General features: G+C 44.5%; 13 protein-coding genes. 11 read left to right on the top strand and 2 right to left on the bottom strand.

All coding sequences use genetic code 11. From position 1 onward, the window contains the following. Positions 1-128 precede the first annotated feature (128 nt). From HMPREF2909_RS06905 to nagA, 7 genes are all read left to right on the top strand, one after another. Positions 129-1,715 carry an ABC transporter substrate-binding protein gene (locus HMPREF2909_RS06905; protein ID WP_071415703.1) on the top strand — a complete coding sequence of 529 codons (1,587 nt, stop codon included), beginning with the start codon at positions 129-131 and terminating at the stop codon, positions 1,713-1,715. Positions 1,716-1,835: 120 nt separating this feature from the next. Next, on the top strand, positions 1,836-2,792 hold the full coding sequence (locus tag HMPREF2909_RS06900; protein WP_071415702.1) for an ABC transporter permease: 957 nt from the start codon (positions 1,836-1,838) through the stop codon (positions 2,790-2,792). A 1-nt stretch (position 2,793) separates the two neighbouring features. After that, complete coding sequence (locus HMPREF2909_RS06895; RefSeq protein ID WP_071415701.1) at positions 2,794-4,932, top strand: dipeptide/oligopeptide/nickel ABC transporter permease/ATP-binding protein; 2,139 nt, start codon at positions 2,794-2,796, stop codon at positions 4,930-4,932. Next, positions 4,925-5,752 (top strand): ABC transporter ATP-binding protein, encoded by an 828-nt coding sequence (locus tag HMPREF2909_RS06890; RefSeq protein WP_021617405.1) that lies wholly within the window; start codon positions 4,925-4,927, stop codon positions 5,750-5,752. Before HMPREF2909_RS06895 ends, HMPREF2909_RS06890 begins: the two co-directional genes overlap by 8 nt. Before the next feature lie 157 nt (positions 5,753-5,909). Further along, complete coding sequence (locus HMPREF2909_RS06885) at positions 5,910-6,878, top strand: dihydrodipicolinate synthase family protein (RefSeq protein ID WP_071415700.1); 969 nt, start codon at positions 5,910-5,912, stop codon at positions 6,876-6,878. A 20-nt stretch (positions 6,879-6,898) separates the two neighbouring features. Further along, positions 6,899-7,687, top strand: coding sequence for a glucosamine-6-phosphate deaminase (gene nagB / locus HMPREF2909_RS06880; protein ID WP_071415699.1), 789 nt, complete (start codon positions 6,899-6,901; stop codon positions 7,685-7,687). Positions 7,688-7,748: 61 nt separating this feature from the next. Next, positions 7,749-9,065 (top strand): N-acetylglucosamine-6-phosphate deacetylase, encoded by a 1,317-nt coding sequence (gene nagA, locus HMPREF2909_RS06875; protein ID WP_071415698.1) that lies wholly within the window; start codon positions 7,749-7,751, stop codon positions 9,063-9,065. 88 nt (positions 9,066-9,153) lie between these two features. Here the strand turns inward: nagA and HMPREF2909_RS06870 are convergent, their stop codons facing one another. Next, entirely contained in the window at positions 9,154-9,948 is a 795-nt protein-coding gene (locus HMPREF2909_RS06870; RefSeq protein WP_071415697.1) for a FadR/GntR family transcriptional regulator, read from the bottom strand. Between the two features lie 202 nt (positions 9,949-10,150). Here HMPREF2909_RS06870 and HMPREF2909_RS06865 point away from each other — a divergent pair, with 202 nt between their 5' ends. From HMPREF2909_RS06865 to HMPREF2909_RS06850, 4 genes are all read left to right on the top strand, one after another. Continuing rightward, complete coding sequence (locus HMPREF2909_RS06865) at positions 10,151-11,086, top strand: DUF4862 family protein (RefSeq protein ID WP_049215843.1); 936 nt, start codon at positions 10,151-10,153, stop codon at positions 11,084-11,086. Next, complete coding sequence (locus tag HMPREF2909_RS06860; RefSeq protein WP_071415696.1) at positions 11,067-12,104, top strand: ROK family protein; 1,038 nt, start codon at positions 11,067-11,069, stop codon at positions 12,102-12,104. The genes HMPREF2909_RS06865 and HMPREF2909_RS06860 overlap by 20 nt, the downstream gene beginning before the upstream one ends. Positions 12,105-12,164: 60 nt before the next feature. After that, positions 12,165-12,839, top strand: a complete 675-nt coding sequence (locus HMPREF2909_RS06855; protein WP_022856625.1) for an N-acetylmannosamine-6-phosphate 2-epimerase — start codon at positions 12,165-12,167, stop codon at positions 12,837-12,839. A 64-nt stretch (positions 12,840-12,903) separates the two neighbouring features. Then, positions 12,904-15,177: an exo-alpha-sialidase gene (locus tag HMPREF2909_RS06850; RefSeq protein ID WP_071415695.1), complete on the top strand. Its 2,274-nt coding sequence runs from the start codon at positions 12,904-12,906 to the stop codon at positions 15,175-15,177. 66 nt (positions 15,178-15,243) lie between these two features. Here HMPREF2909_RS06850 and HMPREF2909_RS06845 read toward each other — a convergent pair whose 3' ends face one another. Next, the gene (locus HMPREF2909_RS06845; protein ID WP_071415694.1) at positions 15,244-16,872 is read right to left on the bottom strand and encodes a CPBP family intramembrane glutamic endopeptidase; all 1,629 of its coding nucleotides are present in this window, start codon (positions 16,870-16,872) and stop codon (positions 15,244-15,246) included. Positions 16,873-16,940: the final 68 nt, after the last annotated feature.

The following is a 16,940-nucleotide window of genomic DNA, read 5'->3' as shown; positions in this document are numbered from 1 at the left end:
TAAGATGTCTGATGTCTTATGATTGGATAAGGAGATAACTCCAATCATAGTGAAGAAAAAATTTTTATAGCAATGTTGCTGAAGATAGCTTCACATATGGATTCGCTTTCAGTGTTGAAGGAGAAAAAATGAAGTGCGGGAAGTTAGGAAAGTTGGTTGCAGGTATTGCAGTAACCACATTAATGCTTTCAGGCTGTGGCGCGGTTAACAATGGAAATTCAAGCTCGTCATCGAAGAATGCTCCTGCAGCCAGTACGGTTGTTCCAGGAACAATTACTACACAGATTGCATATGCAGGACGAAACTTTGATCCTGGTACCACATCATTAGCCCTGCCTATGGCTGGAAACTGGCATGTTATTGAAGCGTTATACACCCGTAAAATGAACGACTTTAGTCTCGTTTCCGGTCTTGCTAAGGGCGACCCAAAGATGGTGTCGGAAACCGAATACGAAGTGACTCTGCGCGATGGGGCGAAATTCTCTGATGGTAACGCAGTAACAGCAAATGATGTGAAGTTCTCTTTTGAACGTATGATGAAAGAGGGAAGTTTGTTTGAGCCAATGCTTTCATTCATTGAAAGTATTGAAACAAAGGGAAATAATACCCTCGTTTTCCATTTGAATAAGCCTTTTACGCTGGTTAAAGATCGATTTAGCTTAGTTGGTGTTGTTCCGGCATCAATGTCTGATGAAGATCTTCAGAAAATGCCAGTTGGTTCTGGTCCATACAAGTACACAAATATTACGGATCAACAAGTAACTTTTGAAAAGAATGCCAACTATAACGGTGAATGGCAAGCTCCATCCGAGAAGATGGTATGGAACTCGAATGTAGACGATACTGCGCGTGTGACTGCAATGCAATCAGGAAAAAATGATGTTATGGAAAATGTGCCAGTTAAGGCATTTCAGACATTAAAGACTTCTGGATCAGAAATTCAGCAAGTGCAGTCCTTTAACCAGGCCTTCATAATGTTTAATACGAAGAAAGCCCCATTCGATAAGAAGGAAGTGCGTCAAGCTGTTTTCTATGGTATCGATACAGAGGCGTTAATTAAGAATCAAATGGGCGGTCAAGCAAAGCCTGTTACTGGATTCCTGCCAGAGAGCTTCAAATATTACAAGAAGGGTAAGAACGTATACACCTACAATGTAGAGAAAGCAAAGAAACTCATTAAGGGTGCTGGAGTACAGGCTGGAACTACATTTACTCTCTATACCACAGATCAAACATGGATTACTGAGCTAGCTCCACAGATTAAGAATAATCTTGAAGCATTGGGCTTTAAGGTTGATATTCAGTCTATGAAGTCAGCAGCTCTCTTCCCGAATGTTACGGATAAAGAAGATGCGGATTACTCTATGGTCTTAGCTCCAGGTGATCCTACAGTGTTTGGTAACGACCCAGATGTTCTGCTCAACTGGTGGTTCGGAGATAATGCATGGACTAAGACCCGCACATTCTGGAAGGGCTCTGAAGCATATAACAAGCTCCATGAATACATGGATAAAGCAGTTGTAGCTGAATCAGACAGTGAGCGAACCAAAGCTTGGAATAATGCGATGGATATTATTTCTGAAGAAGTTCCTCTTTACCCACTCTTCCACCGTACGCTATCTACTGCATCTCGTAAGGGAGTGTTCAAGGAGTATAAGGCAGCCGGTACCACGGGTCTATTCTTCTTAGGAGCAAAGCTGAGTAAGGAGTCTTAATATAAACCATACAAAATCTCTATGTCCGTATGGGAGAATAAAGCTTCCATACGGACATATCACAAAGACGTGTATAGATGATTTCCGTGGATCATCTTCGGAATTAAGAGGTAAAATATCATGACAAACTTGCTGAGATTACTAGCAAAGAGGCTAGCATCCCTGCCATTAGTGGCATTTGGTGTTGTATTTCTTGTTTTCTTCTTAATGTCATTTTCTCGATATGATCCGGCAACAGCCGCGTTGGGAGAGAATGCAACAGCAGAACAGTTAGAAGCATATCGTCACGAAGCAGGCTTTGATAAGCCATGGTATATTCGATTTTTTGTATACATCTGGAATATGCTTCATGGCAATTTGGGAACTTATGGTGTCAATAGAGAGTCTGTGGCTGGTCGAATTGCTCAAGCTTTTCCTATTACTCTGCAATTAACATTTATTGCGCTCTTAGTAGCTGTATTTTTCGCTATTCTTTTTGGTGTACTTGCAGCTCTTTTTCGCAATACATGGGTTGATCAAGTTATTCGAGTATTTTCTATTATTGCGATTTCAACACCATCCTTCTGGTTGGGTGTTTTAATGATTTACGTTTTCCAAATTCGTTTGGGATGGCTTTTGGGTGCAGGAGATTTAGTCCCATTCTTTGTTGACCCTTTGGCATATTTGAACCGTATGGCAATGCCTGCAGTCTCTTTGGGACTTCCAGTAGCCGGTCAGCTTACACGAGTTATACGTACCTCAATGGTAGAAGAGCTTGACAAAGATTATGTGCGTACTGCTATTGGAGCGGGTATTGAAAAGGGAATAGTTGTTGCGCGAAACGTATTGCGCAATGCATTAATTACACCAATTACAGTACTCGGAATGAAGATTGGTTACCTCATGGGTGGTGCAATTGTTACCGAAGTTATTTTTACACTGCCGGGTATGGGAACCACACTTTTTGAAGGTATTAACGGAAATGAGCCAACTTTAGTGCAAGGTGTGGTGCTCGTAGTAGCACTATCCTTTGTAGTCATCAATATTGTTGTTGATTTGCTGTATGTGCTTATCAATCCTCGCATTAGGACGGTGTGACATGCTATTTGGAAAGAAAGCAATTACTGACGCTGCATCGCAGCCAGGCGTGAAATTGCGTAGATTTGCACATCTTAAGCTCAGCACAAAACTAGCAGCACTATTTATGATTTTACTTATTGGTGTTGCAGTCTTAGCTCCCATTATTTCGCCTCATGATCCTCTTGCTATTACCACTAGCTATTTGTCTCCGAACGCGAACAATCTATTCGGTACAGACAATTTAGGGCGAGACGTAATGAGTCGAGTCTTTTATGGAGCGCGTTATTCGCTGACTATTGGTCTGCTTGCCATTGCCTTTGCTCTTATTCTTGGAGCTCTTATTGGTGCAATTGCTGCAGTATCGCGCTCGTGGATTTCTGAAATTATTATGCGCGTAGTTGACATCTTTATGTCTGTTCCAGGTATTGCATTGGCAGCAGTTTTTGTATCTATCTTAGGACAGTCGATGTTCGGCATCATTATTGCTATTGGTATTTTATATGTGCCTCAAATTACACGAGTAGTTCGGGCAAATATTATTAGCGAGTATGGTCAAGATTATGTGCGTGCTGTAATTGTTTCCGGTGCGCGTGCTCCATGGATTTTACTCAAGCATGTTACGCGCAATATTGCTGCACCTGTTATGGTATTTACCACGCTATCGGTGGCTGATGCAATCGTCTTTGAAGCATCGTTATCCTTTATTAACTTGGGCTTCCCAGAGCCTACACCAACATGGGGTAATATTCTATCTTCAGCAAAACAAGGCGTTATTTTCGGTTATTGGTGGCAGGCATTATATCCAGGTTTGGCCATTATGATTACCGTATTAAGCTTGAATATCTTGTCTGAAGGTATTACAGATGCTATCGTATCTGCTCCAAGTGCACCTATGGTCAAGAGTTCTGTTGATGCGGCAAAAGCACGTAAAGAAGACCTACTTCTGACAGACCCTGTTGCTGCATATGCGGCACAACACGATACCCTTGTCAACTCGTTGGCACAGCTTAAAGAGGCTGAAGCTCAACGTACAGATCGCTTTATTCCGCGTGGGCCTGAATCGGGTGAGCCAGTCATTGAAGTAAAAGACTTGTGTATCTCTTTCCCTCGCCATGGCGATGTGAATGTTGTTGACCACGTATCGTTCTACGTACGCCCTGGTGAAACCATGGGACTTGTAGGTGAATCTGGATGCGGCAAATCTATTACCTCCTTGGCCATTATGGGTCTGCTTGATAAGCGTGCAACAATTTCCGGTGAAATTAATTTCCATGGTAAGAACTTAGTTGATATAAGCCCTAAGGAGCATAATGCTCTGCGTGGTCACGAAATTGCGATGATTTATCAAGATGCTCTCAGTTCTCTCAATCCATCCATGCTTATTAAGAATCAAATGGCTCAGCTTACGAAGCGTGGTGGAAAACGTACGGCCGAAGAGCTACTTGAGCTTGTTGGATTAGATCCAAAGCGAGTGCTGGAATCTTATCCGCATGAGCTTTCAGGTGGTCAGCGGCAGCGTGTGCTGATTGCTATGGCATTAACTCGTGATCCTAAACTGGTTATTGCCGATGAGCCAACCACCGCACTCGATGTTACAGTGCAGCGTCAAGTTATTGACCTACTCAATGATTTGCGCGAAAAGCTTGGATTTGCCATGATTTTTGTTTCACATGACTTGGCATTAGTTGCGAAGGTGGCTCATAAGATTACGGTTATGTATGCCGGTCAGGTAGTTGAGCAGGGCTCGACTCAGGAAATTCTGACTGATCCACGACATGAATACACTCGTGGTTTGCTGGGATCTGTTATCTCTATTGAAGCAGGTCAAACTCCGCTACATCAAGTACCTGGAACTGTTCCTAGCCCGAAGGACTTCCCAGATGGTGATCGTTTTGCTCCTCGTTCATCGAGACCTTATGACGCTCTCGATGAGCATCCGGTCATGATTGAAATTCCAGATACTCACCATCGCTATGCTGTGCGCCCATCTCTTGCAGATTTGGACGTTCACCATCAGCCAGTTGAGAATCCTGGAGAAATAATTCATCTGGTTAATCCATCTCTTAATAATGCTTTTGACGATGGAGAAAAAGTCCCAGGTGACACATCCAATGTTGTAGTTACTGCTGACGCAACTCAGGAGGCAGACAATGAGTAAAGAACTGTTGAATACTCCCATTATTGAGCTGAAGAACATTAAAGTAGTGTTCAAAACTCGCGCAGGTGGTATTTTTCACCCTCATATGGTTACTGCTGTTAATGATGTGAGTTTGCAACTTATGCCAGGGAAAACCATTGGTTTGGTTGGGGAATCCGGATGTGGAAAATCCACCACAGCTAATGTGCTTTGTGGTTTGCAGATGGCTACAGAGGGCACAGTGCTATTTAAGGGTATTGATGTTACTAAGCGCACTGCTGATCAACGTAAGAAAATTGGGCGCGTGGTATCAGTTGTTTTTCAAGATCCAGCAACTGCTCTTAACGCTCGTATGAAAGTTATTGATCAACTTATTGATCCTCTAGCTGTGCATAAGCTTGGAACGAAAGAAAAGCGCATAAATCGTGCGATGGAACTTATCCACATGGTTGGTTTGCCAACTTCTGTGCTGGATGCTCTTCCTGGTCAACTCTCAGGTGGTCAGCGTCAGCGAGTAGCTATCGCACGAGCTTTGAGCTTAGAACCGGATGTAATCATCGCAGATGAACCTACATCTGCTCTCGATGTGTCTGTGCGAGCGCAGATTTTGAATCTTCTAACACATTTGAGAGAAGAACTTGGCTTAGCAATGGTGTTTATTAGCCACGATATTCAAACAGTACGCTACGTATCCGATGAAATCGTGGTGATGAATGGCGGCAGCATCGTAGAACGTGGCCCAGCACAAGAAGTGTTCTACAATCCGCAACATCCTTATACGCGAACTCTTCTTGCTGCAGCACCATCATTGTTGCATCCTACTGAAGAAGAATGCGCATAACAATAAAAATAATAAAAGAAAATCGTGCGAGCCTTATCTTAGATAGCCTTTCCACACATCAAATCTAGGTATGAGGCTCGCCATAGGCACCCAGCTAAACTGAGCTAGGGGCTACAGGAACATACTTTTCAAAGACGAAAAGAGGAGGAATAGAGAAATGGATTCTCGTTTTCGTGGCGTTTTCCCGCCAGTAGTTACAGCCTTAGATGCAGATGGTAATCTTGATGAAACCTCTTTTGAACGAAGTATTAATCGCATGATTGACGCTGGAGTCAATGGACTCTTTGTATTAGGATCTTCGGGAGAAGTAGCTTTCAGTACTGATGAACGCCGCCGGCAGATTATTGAAGCAGCTGTGCGCATTATTGACCATCGAGTACCCCTGCTGGTGGGATGTATTGATACAGAAACAAAACGAGTTATAGAACATGCTCGAGTAGCCCAAGCTTTGGGGGCAGATGCCATTGTAGCTACAGCACCATTTTATGCACTTGGTGGCCAAGCAGAAATAGAACGGCATTTCCGTCTCATTCATGAAGCTGTAGATTTGCCATTATTTGCATATGATATTCCGGTATGTGTGCACATCAAACTGCAGGCAGATATGCTTATTCGTTTAGGGCTTGATGGCGTGCTTACGGGTGTTAAAGATTCTTCCAACGATGATGTTTCTTTCCGTTTCCTTGTTGATAATAATAAGAGAGCAGGGCATCCTCTGGTCTTGTTGACAGGGCAGGAGGTCGTTGTTGACGGGGCTTATATGGCTGGCGCGGATGGATCAGTTCCTGGTCTTGCTAATGTTGAGGCAAGTGCTTATGTGCGTATGTGGCAAGCATATGAGAATGGTGATTGGAGCACTGTTCGTAAGGAACAAGATTTCCTTGCAGACCTTATGCGTATTGTTCTCGTACCACAAGGCGTTCAAGGTTATGCAGCGGGAGTAGGAGCATTCAAAACAGCCATGGCTTTGCTGGGAATTTTTGATACGAATCAAATGCCAGAGCCTGTCTTACCGCTGCGTGACGAAAATGTTGAGCGCATTGCAAGCGTGTTGAAACAAGCAGGACTCGAACTTAAGCGTAATGTTGAAGAGGTAAGTGCTAGCGCGCACATTCATACTCTCTAAGTGCAAGGAAGGACGAGAGAATGGCAGAAGTTCTTATTGTAAAATCACAAGAAGAAGCTGGAGAAATCTACGCACGTGCTGTGGTCACCGCGCTCGCTCGGAATACTCAGCTTGTTCTAGGACTAGCTACGGGGTCAACACCACATGCCGCGTACCAAGCATTAGCTCGCCGTGTTAAAGAAGATAATCTTGATGTTTCCCGAGTTCAGGGTTTTGCTTTAGATGAATATGTGGGTCTCGATCCAGAACATCCAGAATCGTATCATAGCGTTATTTTCAGAGAAGTAGTGGAACCTGTAGGTCTCAATCCTGATCTTATTCATGTGCCACACAGTGATATTGACACTCTTCCTCATGCAGGTGCAGACTACGATGCTGCAATCGAAGCAGCGTGTGGAGTAGATATTCAGATTCTAGGCATCGGAACAGATGGTCATATTGGGTTTAATGAGCCAGGAAGCTCACTTGCTTCTCCTACACGTATGAAAACCTTAACCGAACAGACTCGTCTCGATAATGCTCGCTTTTTCAATAATGATGTAAATCAAGTGCCTATGCATTGCATTACACAAGGTGTGGGAACCATAATGAAGGCAAAACATCTTGTGCTGTTGGCATTTGGGAAATCAAAAGCTCAGGCGGTAGCAGCAAGTATTGAGGGGCCTATTACTGCTATGTGCCCAGCATCGGCATTACAAATGCATCCACATGCTACTTTTATTGTGGATGAAGCAGCTGCGAGCGAATTGAAACAGGCTGAATATTACCAGTGGGTAGCGCATCATAAACCGCAATGGCAGGAGTTGTAGGTTGCGCATGTAGCTTGGTGTCGATATATGAGGTATGCCTCGTAAATATTAAGGATACTGAATGAGTGTATTAATAGATAAAGTTCCTGATTCATGGGAGAAACGTCGTGTTATAGCTCGACGCCTCGTAGGGCAGATGAGCTCCACAAGTTCTGCTTCGGCTTGTATTACTGTTTTACGTCATGCCACGCTTGTTGATGCTTTGGGCACTATGAACAATGGTTGGCTGGTGATGCGTAATGGCAGTATCTATCGTACAGGTGCAGGTGATTATGCTCTTGAAGCGGTTACGAATGAGCTGGAGAGCGTGCAGAAAGAGCAGGACTGCAAGAACACTATTAGTGTAATTGATGTTCAGGGACATATTGTTTGCCCCGGTTTCATTGACATTCATTCTCATGGCGGTTGGGGTAGTGCTTTTGACGACGGTGAAGATGCCATTGCTATGGCACGTAGTTTCCATCTTCTTCATGGCACTACTCGGCAGGTACTTTCGTTAATTACGAATCCGTGGAATGATTTGCTGCACACTATTCGCGTTGCTTCGCGCGTTGTATTAAGTCGTGAAGACGTCTTAGGGCTTCATCTTGAAGGGCCTTTCCTCTCACCCCAACATAAAGGTGCTCACGATGAAGAGTGCTTGCTTGACCCTACACAAGAACGAGTAGAGGCAATACTTGAAGCAAGCCAAACAACACTACGCCAGATTACAATTGCTCCTGAGCTAGAACATGGCATCAGTGCCATCGAAGGTTTTGCGCGCGCAGGAGTTCGCTCTGCTGTGGGGCATTGCGATGCTGACTATAATCAGACTCGTGAAGCTTTCGACCATGGTGCACGTATTTTGACGCACATGTTTAATGCTATGAACGGGATATCTCACAGAGCGCCTGGGCCTATTGCTGCAGCAGCAGAAGACGAATCAGTTATTGCTGAGATAATTGCTGATGGATTCCATGTTCATACCCCAGCTTTACGCATAGCTGCCCAGCTTGTTCCACACCGACTTGCTCTCGTAACAGATTCCATGTCTGCTGCAGGTTGCCCAGATGGTTCATATACCTTAGGTAATTTAGACGTAGATGTGAAAGATGGGCATGCTCGGCTTGTGTCTAATGGTGCTATAGCTGGTTCAACGTTGAATCTTGAAGAAGCAGTTCAGCGTATGGTTTTTGAAGTTGGATTGAGTGTGCAAGATGCTATAGAAGCTGCTACCTTGACACCGGCACGTGCTGTGGGGGTAGACCAGCCTCAGGAGATTACACAGGCTCCTCTTGGTTTATTGCGTGAGGGATATGCGGCTGATGCTTTGATTTTAGATAAAGATTCCTTAAGCGTGCGCGACGTGTGGTGCTCAGGCGTTCGTGTAGATATTTAAGTGGATACAATCAGGATTAATTGTTCTCAGCATAATAGTTTTTATGCTGAGAACAATTAATCCGTAACGATTATCCATGTGTTATGCGTTATGAATGAAGACGTGTACGAACTATGTGCTCAATCGGTTGATAATGCGAATTGACTGCTTCGCGATATGCTTCGATGTCTCCATTGACCGCGGCATTAAGCATATCTATATGGGCTTGAGCTGAATGCATAAGATCAGCAGTAATTTCCGCGTTTAACGCCGGAGCTACTGCCATATGCACAAGCCATAAGCTACGCGATAGTTGTTTGACCACGGCGTTATCAAGCGAATCCATCAGTCCTTGGTGAAAAGCTATGTCTTCTTCAAGAAAAGTATGTCCATCTTGAGCTTTTGCTGTAATATTCTCTGTTACAGTATGTAAACGAGCAATATCGTCGGTAGATAAACTCTGAACGTGGCTTACTACTTCAGGAGCTAATCCTTGATCTAAAATTTTACGTAACTCAATAATATCGGCTAAATTTCGGTAGCTGTCGTCGCTGGACATCATAGCCTTAAAAGAGAGAGCTTCGACAAGTGGGTCAAATGATAGAGAACCTACAAAAGTGCCTTTGCCATGAACCACAGATACAATATCCAATGCTTCAAGTTTACGTATCGCCTCGCGTACTGAGGACCGTGCTGCCTTTAAATGCCCACACAGCTCAGACTCAGTGGGGATGGGGTCTCCAATCTGTAAGCCTTCACGAAGGATATAGGATTTTATTGCATCCATTGTTGTATCTACGCGCCTGCGTGTAGAGGATGGCTCGGAAATACGTGGGATTAAAGCATCAGTTAAACCCTCTACACTCTGAATTTCCAATGTAGATTTTTTGAAATCAGGTGCCATAATACCCTCCTTCTTCATCTGCGCCGTTGCATGAACGAATTATGCCTCTGACTCCAACACTTACTTACTAGTGTATACGTCGAGCGAAGCAATGGTAATACACGTATTCTATCAAATTATCAGACATCAGACAAATCTATGATATACTGAGTACGACATGTTGAGTTGTCTCATCGAAAAGTAGCACAAGGGAGTGTTCTTAATGGTAGGAATAACAACCGTCGCGGGAGTATACGCCTCACAGCCTTCAGATAAGGCGAAACGTGAAGAATATTATGCTTTGCTTGGCCATGAAGAGTGGATTAGCGGAGCAGAGCTCCCTTTTCCTGGCGAGCTTGCAGATGCGAGTGAGAGAAAATGGCTTGCTGCTCATTTACCAACACATTGGCATCACAATAATGTCACTCTTATTCCCGGCACGATGCAGAGTCTCGCTGTGAACCCAAGTTTTGGTCTAGCAAGCCCCTCATCATCAGGTAGGCGTGAAGCCCTCACATATTTAAGAAATGTTTTTTACGCTCTTGGCGATTTTGCGCAGCTTCGGGGAAGCCAAGATATCCGTTATGTGCAGATTCATTCAGCTCCTTCAAAAATTGCTGAAGTTGATGCAATGAAAGCATCTTTAGAAGAAATAAATAGGTGGGAGCATAACAGTATTCGCCTAGTTATTGAGCACTGCGACCGTTACAAAGAGGTGCAATCGCCAGAAAAGGGTTTCCTAACGTTGGAAGAAGAAATTGAATTAGCGCGAGAATTTAATGTAGGTATCACCATTAATTGGGGGCGCTCTGTTATTGAAGATAGAAATCCTTGGACGGCTAAGCAGCATATTGAAGAATGTGCGTGTGCAGGTGTTCTTACGGGACTGATGTTTTCTGGTGCAGGACCTCAAGCATCACAGTATGGATACGAGTGGATTGATGGGCATCTTCCTTTGAGTACTTTCGAGAAAACTAGCTTAATGACACCTGAACATATCGAAGCTTGTGTTACTAGTGCATGTGAGAGTAAGCAGTGGCTAGAGCACGGGTATGGCGGAGTGAAAGTATGTGTTCCTGCCAATGCAGACCTAGCAACGCGATTAAGTTATATGTCAACAACGTACGAGGTTATGAACAATGTTTTGTGCTCACGATGATTATGATTTACATCTTGATGATGTTGTATCTGACCGTTTCTATATAGCTGTGGATATTGGTGGAACAAAAATCGCTTCGGCTATTGTGTGTATGAGTTACGGGACATATGAGGTCATAGATAAAAATCGTATGCCCACATGCGCGCAGAAGGGCGGTGATGATGTTTTGTATCGCCTCGTTGACTTCATCGAACGGCAGTTTCGTCTTGCGAGCAAGCAAGGAATACCTATTACTGGTATTGGCATAGGAACTGCTGGTGTAGTTGATAGTGAGCATGGGCGCATTGCTGCTGCAACCAACATCATGCCAGGCTGGGCAGGCCAGCATGTGGCACAGGCAATTCATGAAAGTGATCTAGTTGGGCATTTACCTGTGTATATGGTGGGAGATGTTGGAGCACACGGTTTAGGCGAATCGCAGTATGGAGCAGGTCGAGGACATGAGTCGGTGCTGTCTGTGGGAGTAGGCACAGGTATTGGTGGAGCTATTATTCGTTCGGGAGAACTGATAACTGGTGCTCATGGTGTAGCAGGACATGTTGGTCATATTTCGCATGCTCTGGGCGTGGGGGTGACATGTTCTTGTGGAACAACTTGTGGACATATTGAACCTGTAGCATCAGGAACGGGTCTTGCAACCTTGTATAACCTATTGCGTAGTGAAAACTCAACTATTGAAAATGGTCAGGAATATGTTCAACCAGCTCGCAGTGGTCTCGATGTCGTGAACCGCATGAATGAAGGTGAGCATTTCGCACGGCGAGTAATTGAAATCTCAGCTACAGCATTAGGTGAGTGTATTGCAGGAATGGCAAATCTCCTTGATCCTGATGTAATTGTGGTTTCAGGGTCAGTGGTGAAAGCTGGAGAAGTGTGGTGGCAAGGCGTGTATACAGGTTTTTCGCATGCAGCACTACCTCTTATAAGTGCGACTCCTATTATTCAAGGGAATTTAGGCGATGATGCACCCCTAGTGGGAGCGGCATACGCCGTGAGTGAATACATTAAAACGCTTTGACTACGTAAATCTGAAACTGTATAGAAGTACTCAATGGAGAGATGAGAAAGGAAGATTAGAATGGTTCATCCACTTATTCAGCAGCTCAAGGGTGGCTTAATTGTGAGTTGCCAGGCATATCCTGGTGAGCCACTACGTCAACCTGAGATTATGGCACGTATGGCTCAAGCGGCTGTAGCTGGTGGTGCAGTAGGTATACGATGTCAAGGACTTGCTGATATTAGTGCCATTAAGGGGCAGGTTGATGTTCCGGTTATAGGTATTTGGAAAGATGGTCACGAAGGAGTATTCATTACTCCAACCTTGCGTCATGCTCGTTGTTGTATGGCCGCAGGAGCAGACATTATCGCTTTAGACGCCACTCGTCGTCCCCGTCCTGATGGTTTAAGTTATGAGCAAACAGTTACAACACTGCATAACGAGGGAACGCTGGTAATGGCTGATTGCGGTAGTTTTGCTGATGCTCGTATGGCAGTTGAAGCAGGCTCTGATATTATTTCCACAACATTGAGTGGATATACGGGAGAGCGTGAGAAAACACACGGGCCTGATTTTGAGTTATTGCAGCAGATGATTGATGCTTTTCCTGATGTTCCTGTGCTGTGTGAAGGTCGTATTCACACTCCAGAACATCTTGCTCGTGTTATGAGTATGGGTGCATGGTCTGCTGTTGTTGGTACAGCGATTACTCATCCTACAACTATTACATCGTGGTTTGTGGATGCGCTGCAATGATTTATTTACATAATTTGTTTGCAGATATGGCGTAACCGTATAAAAATAGTAAGGATTAATCACCATGATTGACAATGATGTGCATCGTTTGGTGTGGAAACAAGAATATTCGAGTGTAAGTTTACGTTTTCAAGCATCTACAGATGGCGTACTTACTCAGGCTATAAATAGTAATGGCGAGTCTCAATTAGAACTACGTATTGCTCACGGATCACTACTAGTAGAAAGCGGGAGCTTTAGCTTAGATATTGAAGATAGTTATGGTATTGCATGCGGTACAGAGCACGCTTTGGTCTTAAGCTTTGGATCTTTTGGTACTCGTATTTATATTGATGGGTATCAGGTCTTTTCGTGTGCCACGAATCTTCAGCCACAGGAAGATACCGTACTTCAAAATGCTCAATCTAATACCTTGCACGTTTATGATGTTGATATTGAGCTGAACACTTTGAAGTCAGAGGAGATTTGTAATCGTTATGAGTGTCCAGCAGCTGATATTGAATTTGCAGCCGCATATTTAGCTGAGCCTGATATTAATCGCATTAGTACGATGCATACGGGAACCTTATACGCTCGTTTTAGGGTGAGAGGTATTAATCAGTATGGAACTATTATTGCTGCCTCACGTGATAATCAGGAGCTATTGAATTTAAGTATTGATGATGACGGCTTCCTCTACAAAGTGTATATAAATGGCGGATGGAACGAGTACCGTGCTCCAGGTTATTGGAATGATGGGCAATTTCACGATGTTGTTGTCAGGGCCTTCCGTGGCGCTATAGATATTTATGTGAATGGTTCCTTGATTATTCATGAGCCTGGACAGTATATGTGTGAGGCAGTTGGTGGCATCGATTATTTCAGTATTGGTGAAGATACTCACGGAGTTCGTCTCTTTGGAGAAGTACGCAGTGGCGGAATTTATACATATGCACTGACTGATGGACAGATTGCTTCTTTATCTCATAAAGAGCCTGTAACTACTACAGCTCTTTTTGATAAAGGTTTTGAGGGGTCAGCGAGCTATCGAATTCCCTCGATGGTGACTACGCCTTCCGGAGTAGTGATTGCGGGTTGTGATCAGCGCGTGGTTATTTCTAATGATGCTCCGAACAAAATTCATTTTGTTATTCGGCGCAGTCTTGATGGTGGACATACATGGAATGATTTACAAACAGTTATTTCATATCCGGATAAAGATGGACCAAGTGTAGATGGAGCTAGTCTTATTGATTCATGTATGCTTGTTGACCGCAATACGGGTCGTGTGATTGTTCTTGTTGATCATTTCCCTGGTGGGGTCGGTTTTGCCAATGCGATACAACGCCGCGGTACGGATGATCAAGGACGACTTATTCTTACTGATGATCAAGATAATAGCTACTACCTCAATAGTGACGGAACAGTAGAGGCAGATACTAACAATGATTCTGAGGCTACTCCAGCATCGGCTTATACAGTAGATGAAGACGGCTATGTGACCTATAACGGTAGAGACGGAGGAAATATTTTCTTCAAAAAAGGTATTGATGAGAATGAAACGCTGTTAACCGTTAGAACGAGCTATCTCGTAGAAGTTCACTCAGATGACGACGGAGCCACATGGTCAAAACCGCGCTATATTGATTGGATGTTACGAGAAGAGTGGATGGGATTTTTGGGAACAAGCCCGGGAAACGGACTTCAACTCAGCACAGGACCATATGCAGGACGTCTTTTAGTGCCATATTATTGCTGTTCGGCAAATCCACAATATTCAGCAGGTGGAGCGCTTATCTCAGATGATGGTGGTAATACATGGTATCGAGGGCATTGCATTAATGAGAACCGTGTGGTTAATGGTGTATCGGTTGATGTAACTCAGATTGGCGATAATGATGTCACAACGCATGAATCAGTTTTTATTGAAGACAGTAATGGTGTCGTCGTCGTTTTCTTTAGAAATCAGCATCATAGTGGGCGTGTGGGGAAAGCTATCAGCCATGACGGTGGTAATACGTGGGATGAGTTAGAGTTTGACCCAAATATTCCTGATATCTTCAGCCAACCTAATGCGATTACTTTGCCAGACCGAGAAGATTGGACATACGGCGAGGCTTCACATAGAGTTCTCTTTGCTAATGCTTGTCTTATGCGCCCTTATCGCGGATGCGGAGTACTGCGGTACAGTGAGGATGGAGGACATACATGGAAACATTCGCGTTGCTTTAATCCATATCACTATGTGTATCAGTGCATGTCTGTTAGACCTGATGGAGATGTGGGATTGCTGTGGGAACGCGAAACAGCTGGCGTATATTACACGCATCTGACGCGCTCATGGCTAGGAATTGATTAGACTTCGTTTTCTCTCCTAAAAAACGAGTGCCTCTGCGTAGAGCAGAGGCACTCAATATCTCACCATTTACCTATATGGTGGTTGAGGCGGCACAGGCGCTGATGGTTGTTGCGGATAAGCAAAATACATCTGCTGCTGTCGTTGCTGCTGGTAATAGCGCTTCATCTGTTTTCGCATAGAGCGACGCTGTTTCCATGACGTCACAGACTGCATCATGCCATCATAAAACTCACGAGCGTAATCGCGTCCTGGAGCGTCAAACCATCCGCGTTTTACAGCGAAATAGACAATAATCACAGCAATAGTAATTTGTACAGCAATATCAATCGAGGCAAAAATTGGAGACGTGGCAGAATCACTATCTCCACCGTCAGCAAAACCAAAAGCTGCAAACAGCATAATACTCACATTGTTAGCGATATGCATACCGATGCCTGCTTCTAATCCGCCTAAATACATGGCAAGATAACCGGTAATAACACCCAAACTGAAAATCGTTGTTAGCCCAATCAAATCATAGTCGTGCATAGCCGTAAAAATAAGCGCAGGAATAATTGGAACGAGAACATGCGTAATGCGCGGAAGCCAACGTCCCATAGCTTGCAGAAGTAACCCTCTGAAAACGTACTCTTCAGTAGCGCATTGAATAGGAATAACCGTAATAATCAGCAAAAGCGACACAATCGATGGCGCATGTGGAGTCACTTTTTCTCCACTAGCTGTAGCCACAATAATGGAAGCGAGATTAAGCAATGCGAAGAAAATAAACGCAACAGCGGTTGACTTAAACATAGCCGACCAGCGTAAATGACCGTATACGCTTGACAAAGAGCCAAAACTTTGGGATTTAAGCGTGTGAATAGTCCACCACAAAGCAGGGAGCATAATGGCAACGCCACCGAAAGTCAGAAGAATGACTGTGGGGCTTGCAGGGTTGGCTAGGAAATTCTCAGGAGAAAGCCCCATATATTGCTGATACATATAAATGCTGAGCTGTCCGAAAGCTGCTAAGCCAGCAACTACGTACAAAGCCAAGGATACAAGTAAATAAAAGAGCACAAAAATAAATGTTGTGGCTACGGGCTTCCACCACGGATTACGGAAAGTGTCGCGCAAAGTGGCAGCGTAACCATGGCCTTTGTACCAGTCATCACGGCGGATAAGCTCCCACGGACGGGTGTAGGTGGTCTGCACAGGCTCAGGAACGCGAGGAGCTGTGTAGGATAGCGCTGGTCGAATATTAATTTTTTTCGCCTTCGTTGGGACTGCTGCCATAGGACCACTTGTTAGCGGCGCAGAATAAATGGAATATGCAGGATACGCAGAATCGCGCGGCGCACGGAGGTCAGGGTTGCTCTGTGAGGCATAAGGCGCTGAAGGAGCGGCTGAATAAGCGAAGGCTGCTGGATAAGCGGCGTTGTAAAGCGGTGAAGGAGCTGGCTCATACGGAGATGGAGCGTGCCGAGGTGCGCGCTTAACTTTCGCAGGTTTTATAGGATGCATAGCGTTCGGGCTGTACGCGCCGGTCTGGGCGTTCGCAGGTTCGGCTACAAGAGAATTCGGTGCGGGCAACGGTGCAACATACGTATTGTTTCCGCTCCCACTGTTCTCAGCGCTGGTCATACTGTTCTCAGCGCCTGTCTCGCATTCAGCGCTCGCGCGGTTCAAATCTGCAGGTCGGATTGGCTCAGTCATGCATCAATCTTAGCGCGAGGTATTTATGAAACTGTTTCCCTTATCCGAAAATCAGCGCTTGTTTTCCT

It is taken from the genome of Alloscardovia sp. HMSC034E08 (genome assembly GCF_001813415.1).
Classification (GTDB): domain Bacteria; phylum Actinomycetota; class Actinomycetes; order Actinomycetales; family Bifidobacteriaceae; genus Alloscardovia; species Alloscardovia omnicolens.
Note: the sequence above shows the minus strand (reverse complement) of the source record. Positions and strands in the feature narration are given on the sequence as shown.

Excerpts from the sequence above, each read along its gene's own strand:
- HMPREF2909_RS06855 (WP_022856625.1), top strand. The coding sequence starts at position 12,165 with ATGGTTCATCCACTTATTCAGCAGCTCAAGGGTGGCTTAATTGTGAGT.
- HMPREF2909_RS06890 (WP_021617405.1), top strand. The coding sequence starts at position 4,925 with ATGAGTAAAGAACTGTTGAATACTCCCATTATTGAGCTGAAGAACATT.
- HMPREF2909_RS06885 (WP_071415700.1), top strand. The coding sequence starts at position 5,910 with ATGGATTCTCGTTTTCGTGGCGTTTTCCCGCCAGTAGTTACAGCCTTA.
- HMPREF2909_RS06900 (WP_071415702.1), top strand. The coding sequence starts at position 1,836 with ATGACAAACTTGCTGAGATTACTAGCAAAGAGGCTAGCATCCCTGCCA.
- HMPREF2909_RS06865 (WP_049215843.1), top strand. The coding sequence starts at position 10,151 with ATGGTAGGAATAACAACCGTCGCGGGAGTATACGCCTCACAGCCTTCA.
- nagB (WP_071415699.1), top strand. The coding sequence starts at position 6,899 with ATGGCAGAAGTTCTTATTGTAAAATCACAAGAAGAAGCTGGAGAAATC.
- HMPREF2909_RS06845 (WP_071415694.1), bottom strand. The coding sequence starts at position 16,872 with ATGACTGAGCCAATCCGACCTGCAGATTTGAACCGCGCGAGCGCTGAA.
- nagA (WP_071415698.1), top strand. The coding sequence starts at position 7,749 with ATGAGTGTATTAATAGATAAAGTTCCTGATTCATGGGAGAAACGTCGT.
- HMPREF2909_RS06860 (WP_071415696.1), top strand. The coding sequence starts at position 11,067 with ATGTTTTGTGCTCACGATGATTATGATTTACATCTTGATGATGTTGTA.
- HMPREF2909_RS06905 (WP_071415703.1), top strand. The coding sequence starts at position 129 with ATGAAGTGCGGGAAGTTAGGAAAGTTGGTTGCAGGTATTGCAGTAACC.
- HMPREF2909_RS06870 (WP_071415697.1), bottom strand. The coding sequence starts at position 9,948 with ATGGCACCTGATTTCAAAAAATCTACATTGGAAATTCAGAGTGTAGAG.
- HMPREF2909_RS06850 (WP_071415695.1), top strand. The coding sequence starts at position 12,904 with ATGATTGACAATGATGTGCATCGTTTGGTGTGGAAACAAGAATATTCG.
- HMPREF2909_RS06895 (WP_071415701.1), top strand. The coding sequence starts at position 2,794 with ATGCTATTTGGAAAGAAAGCAATTACTGACGCTGCATCGCAGCCAGGC.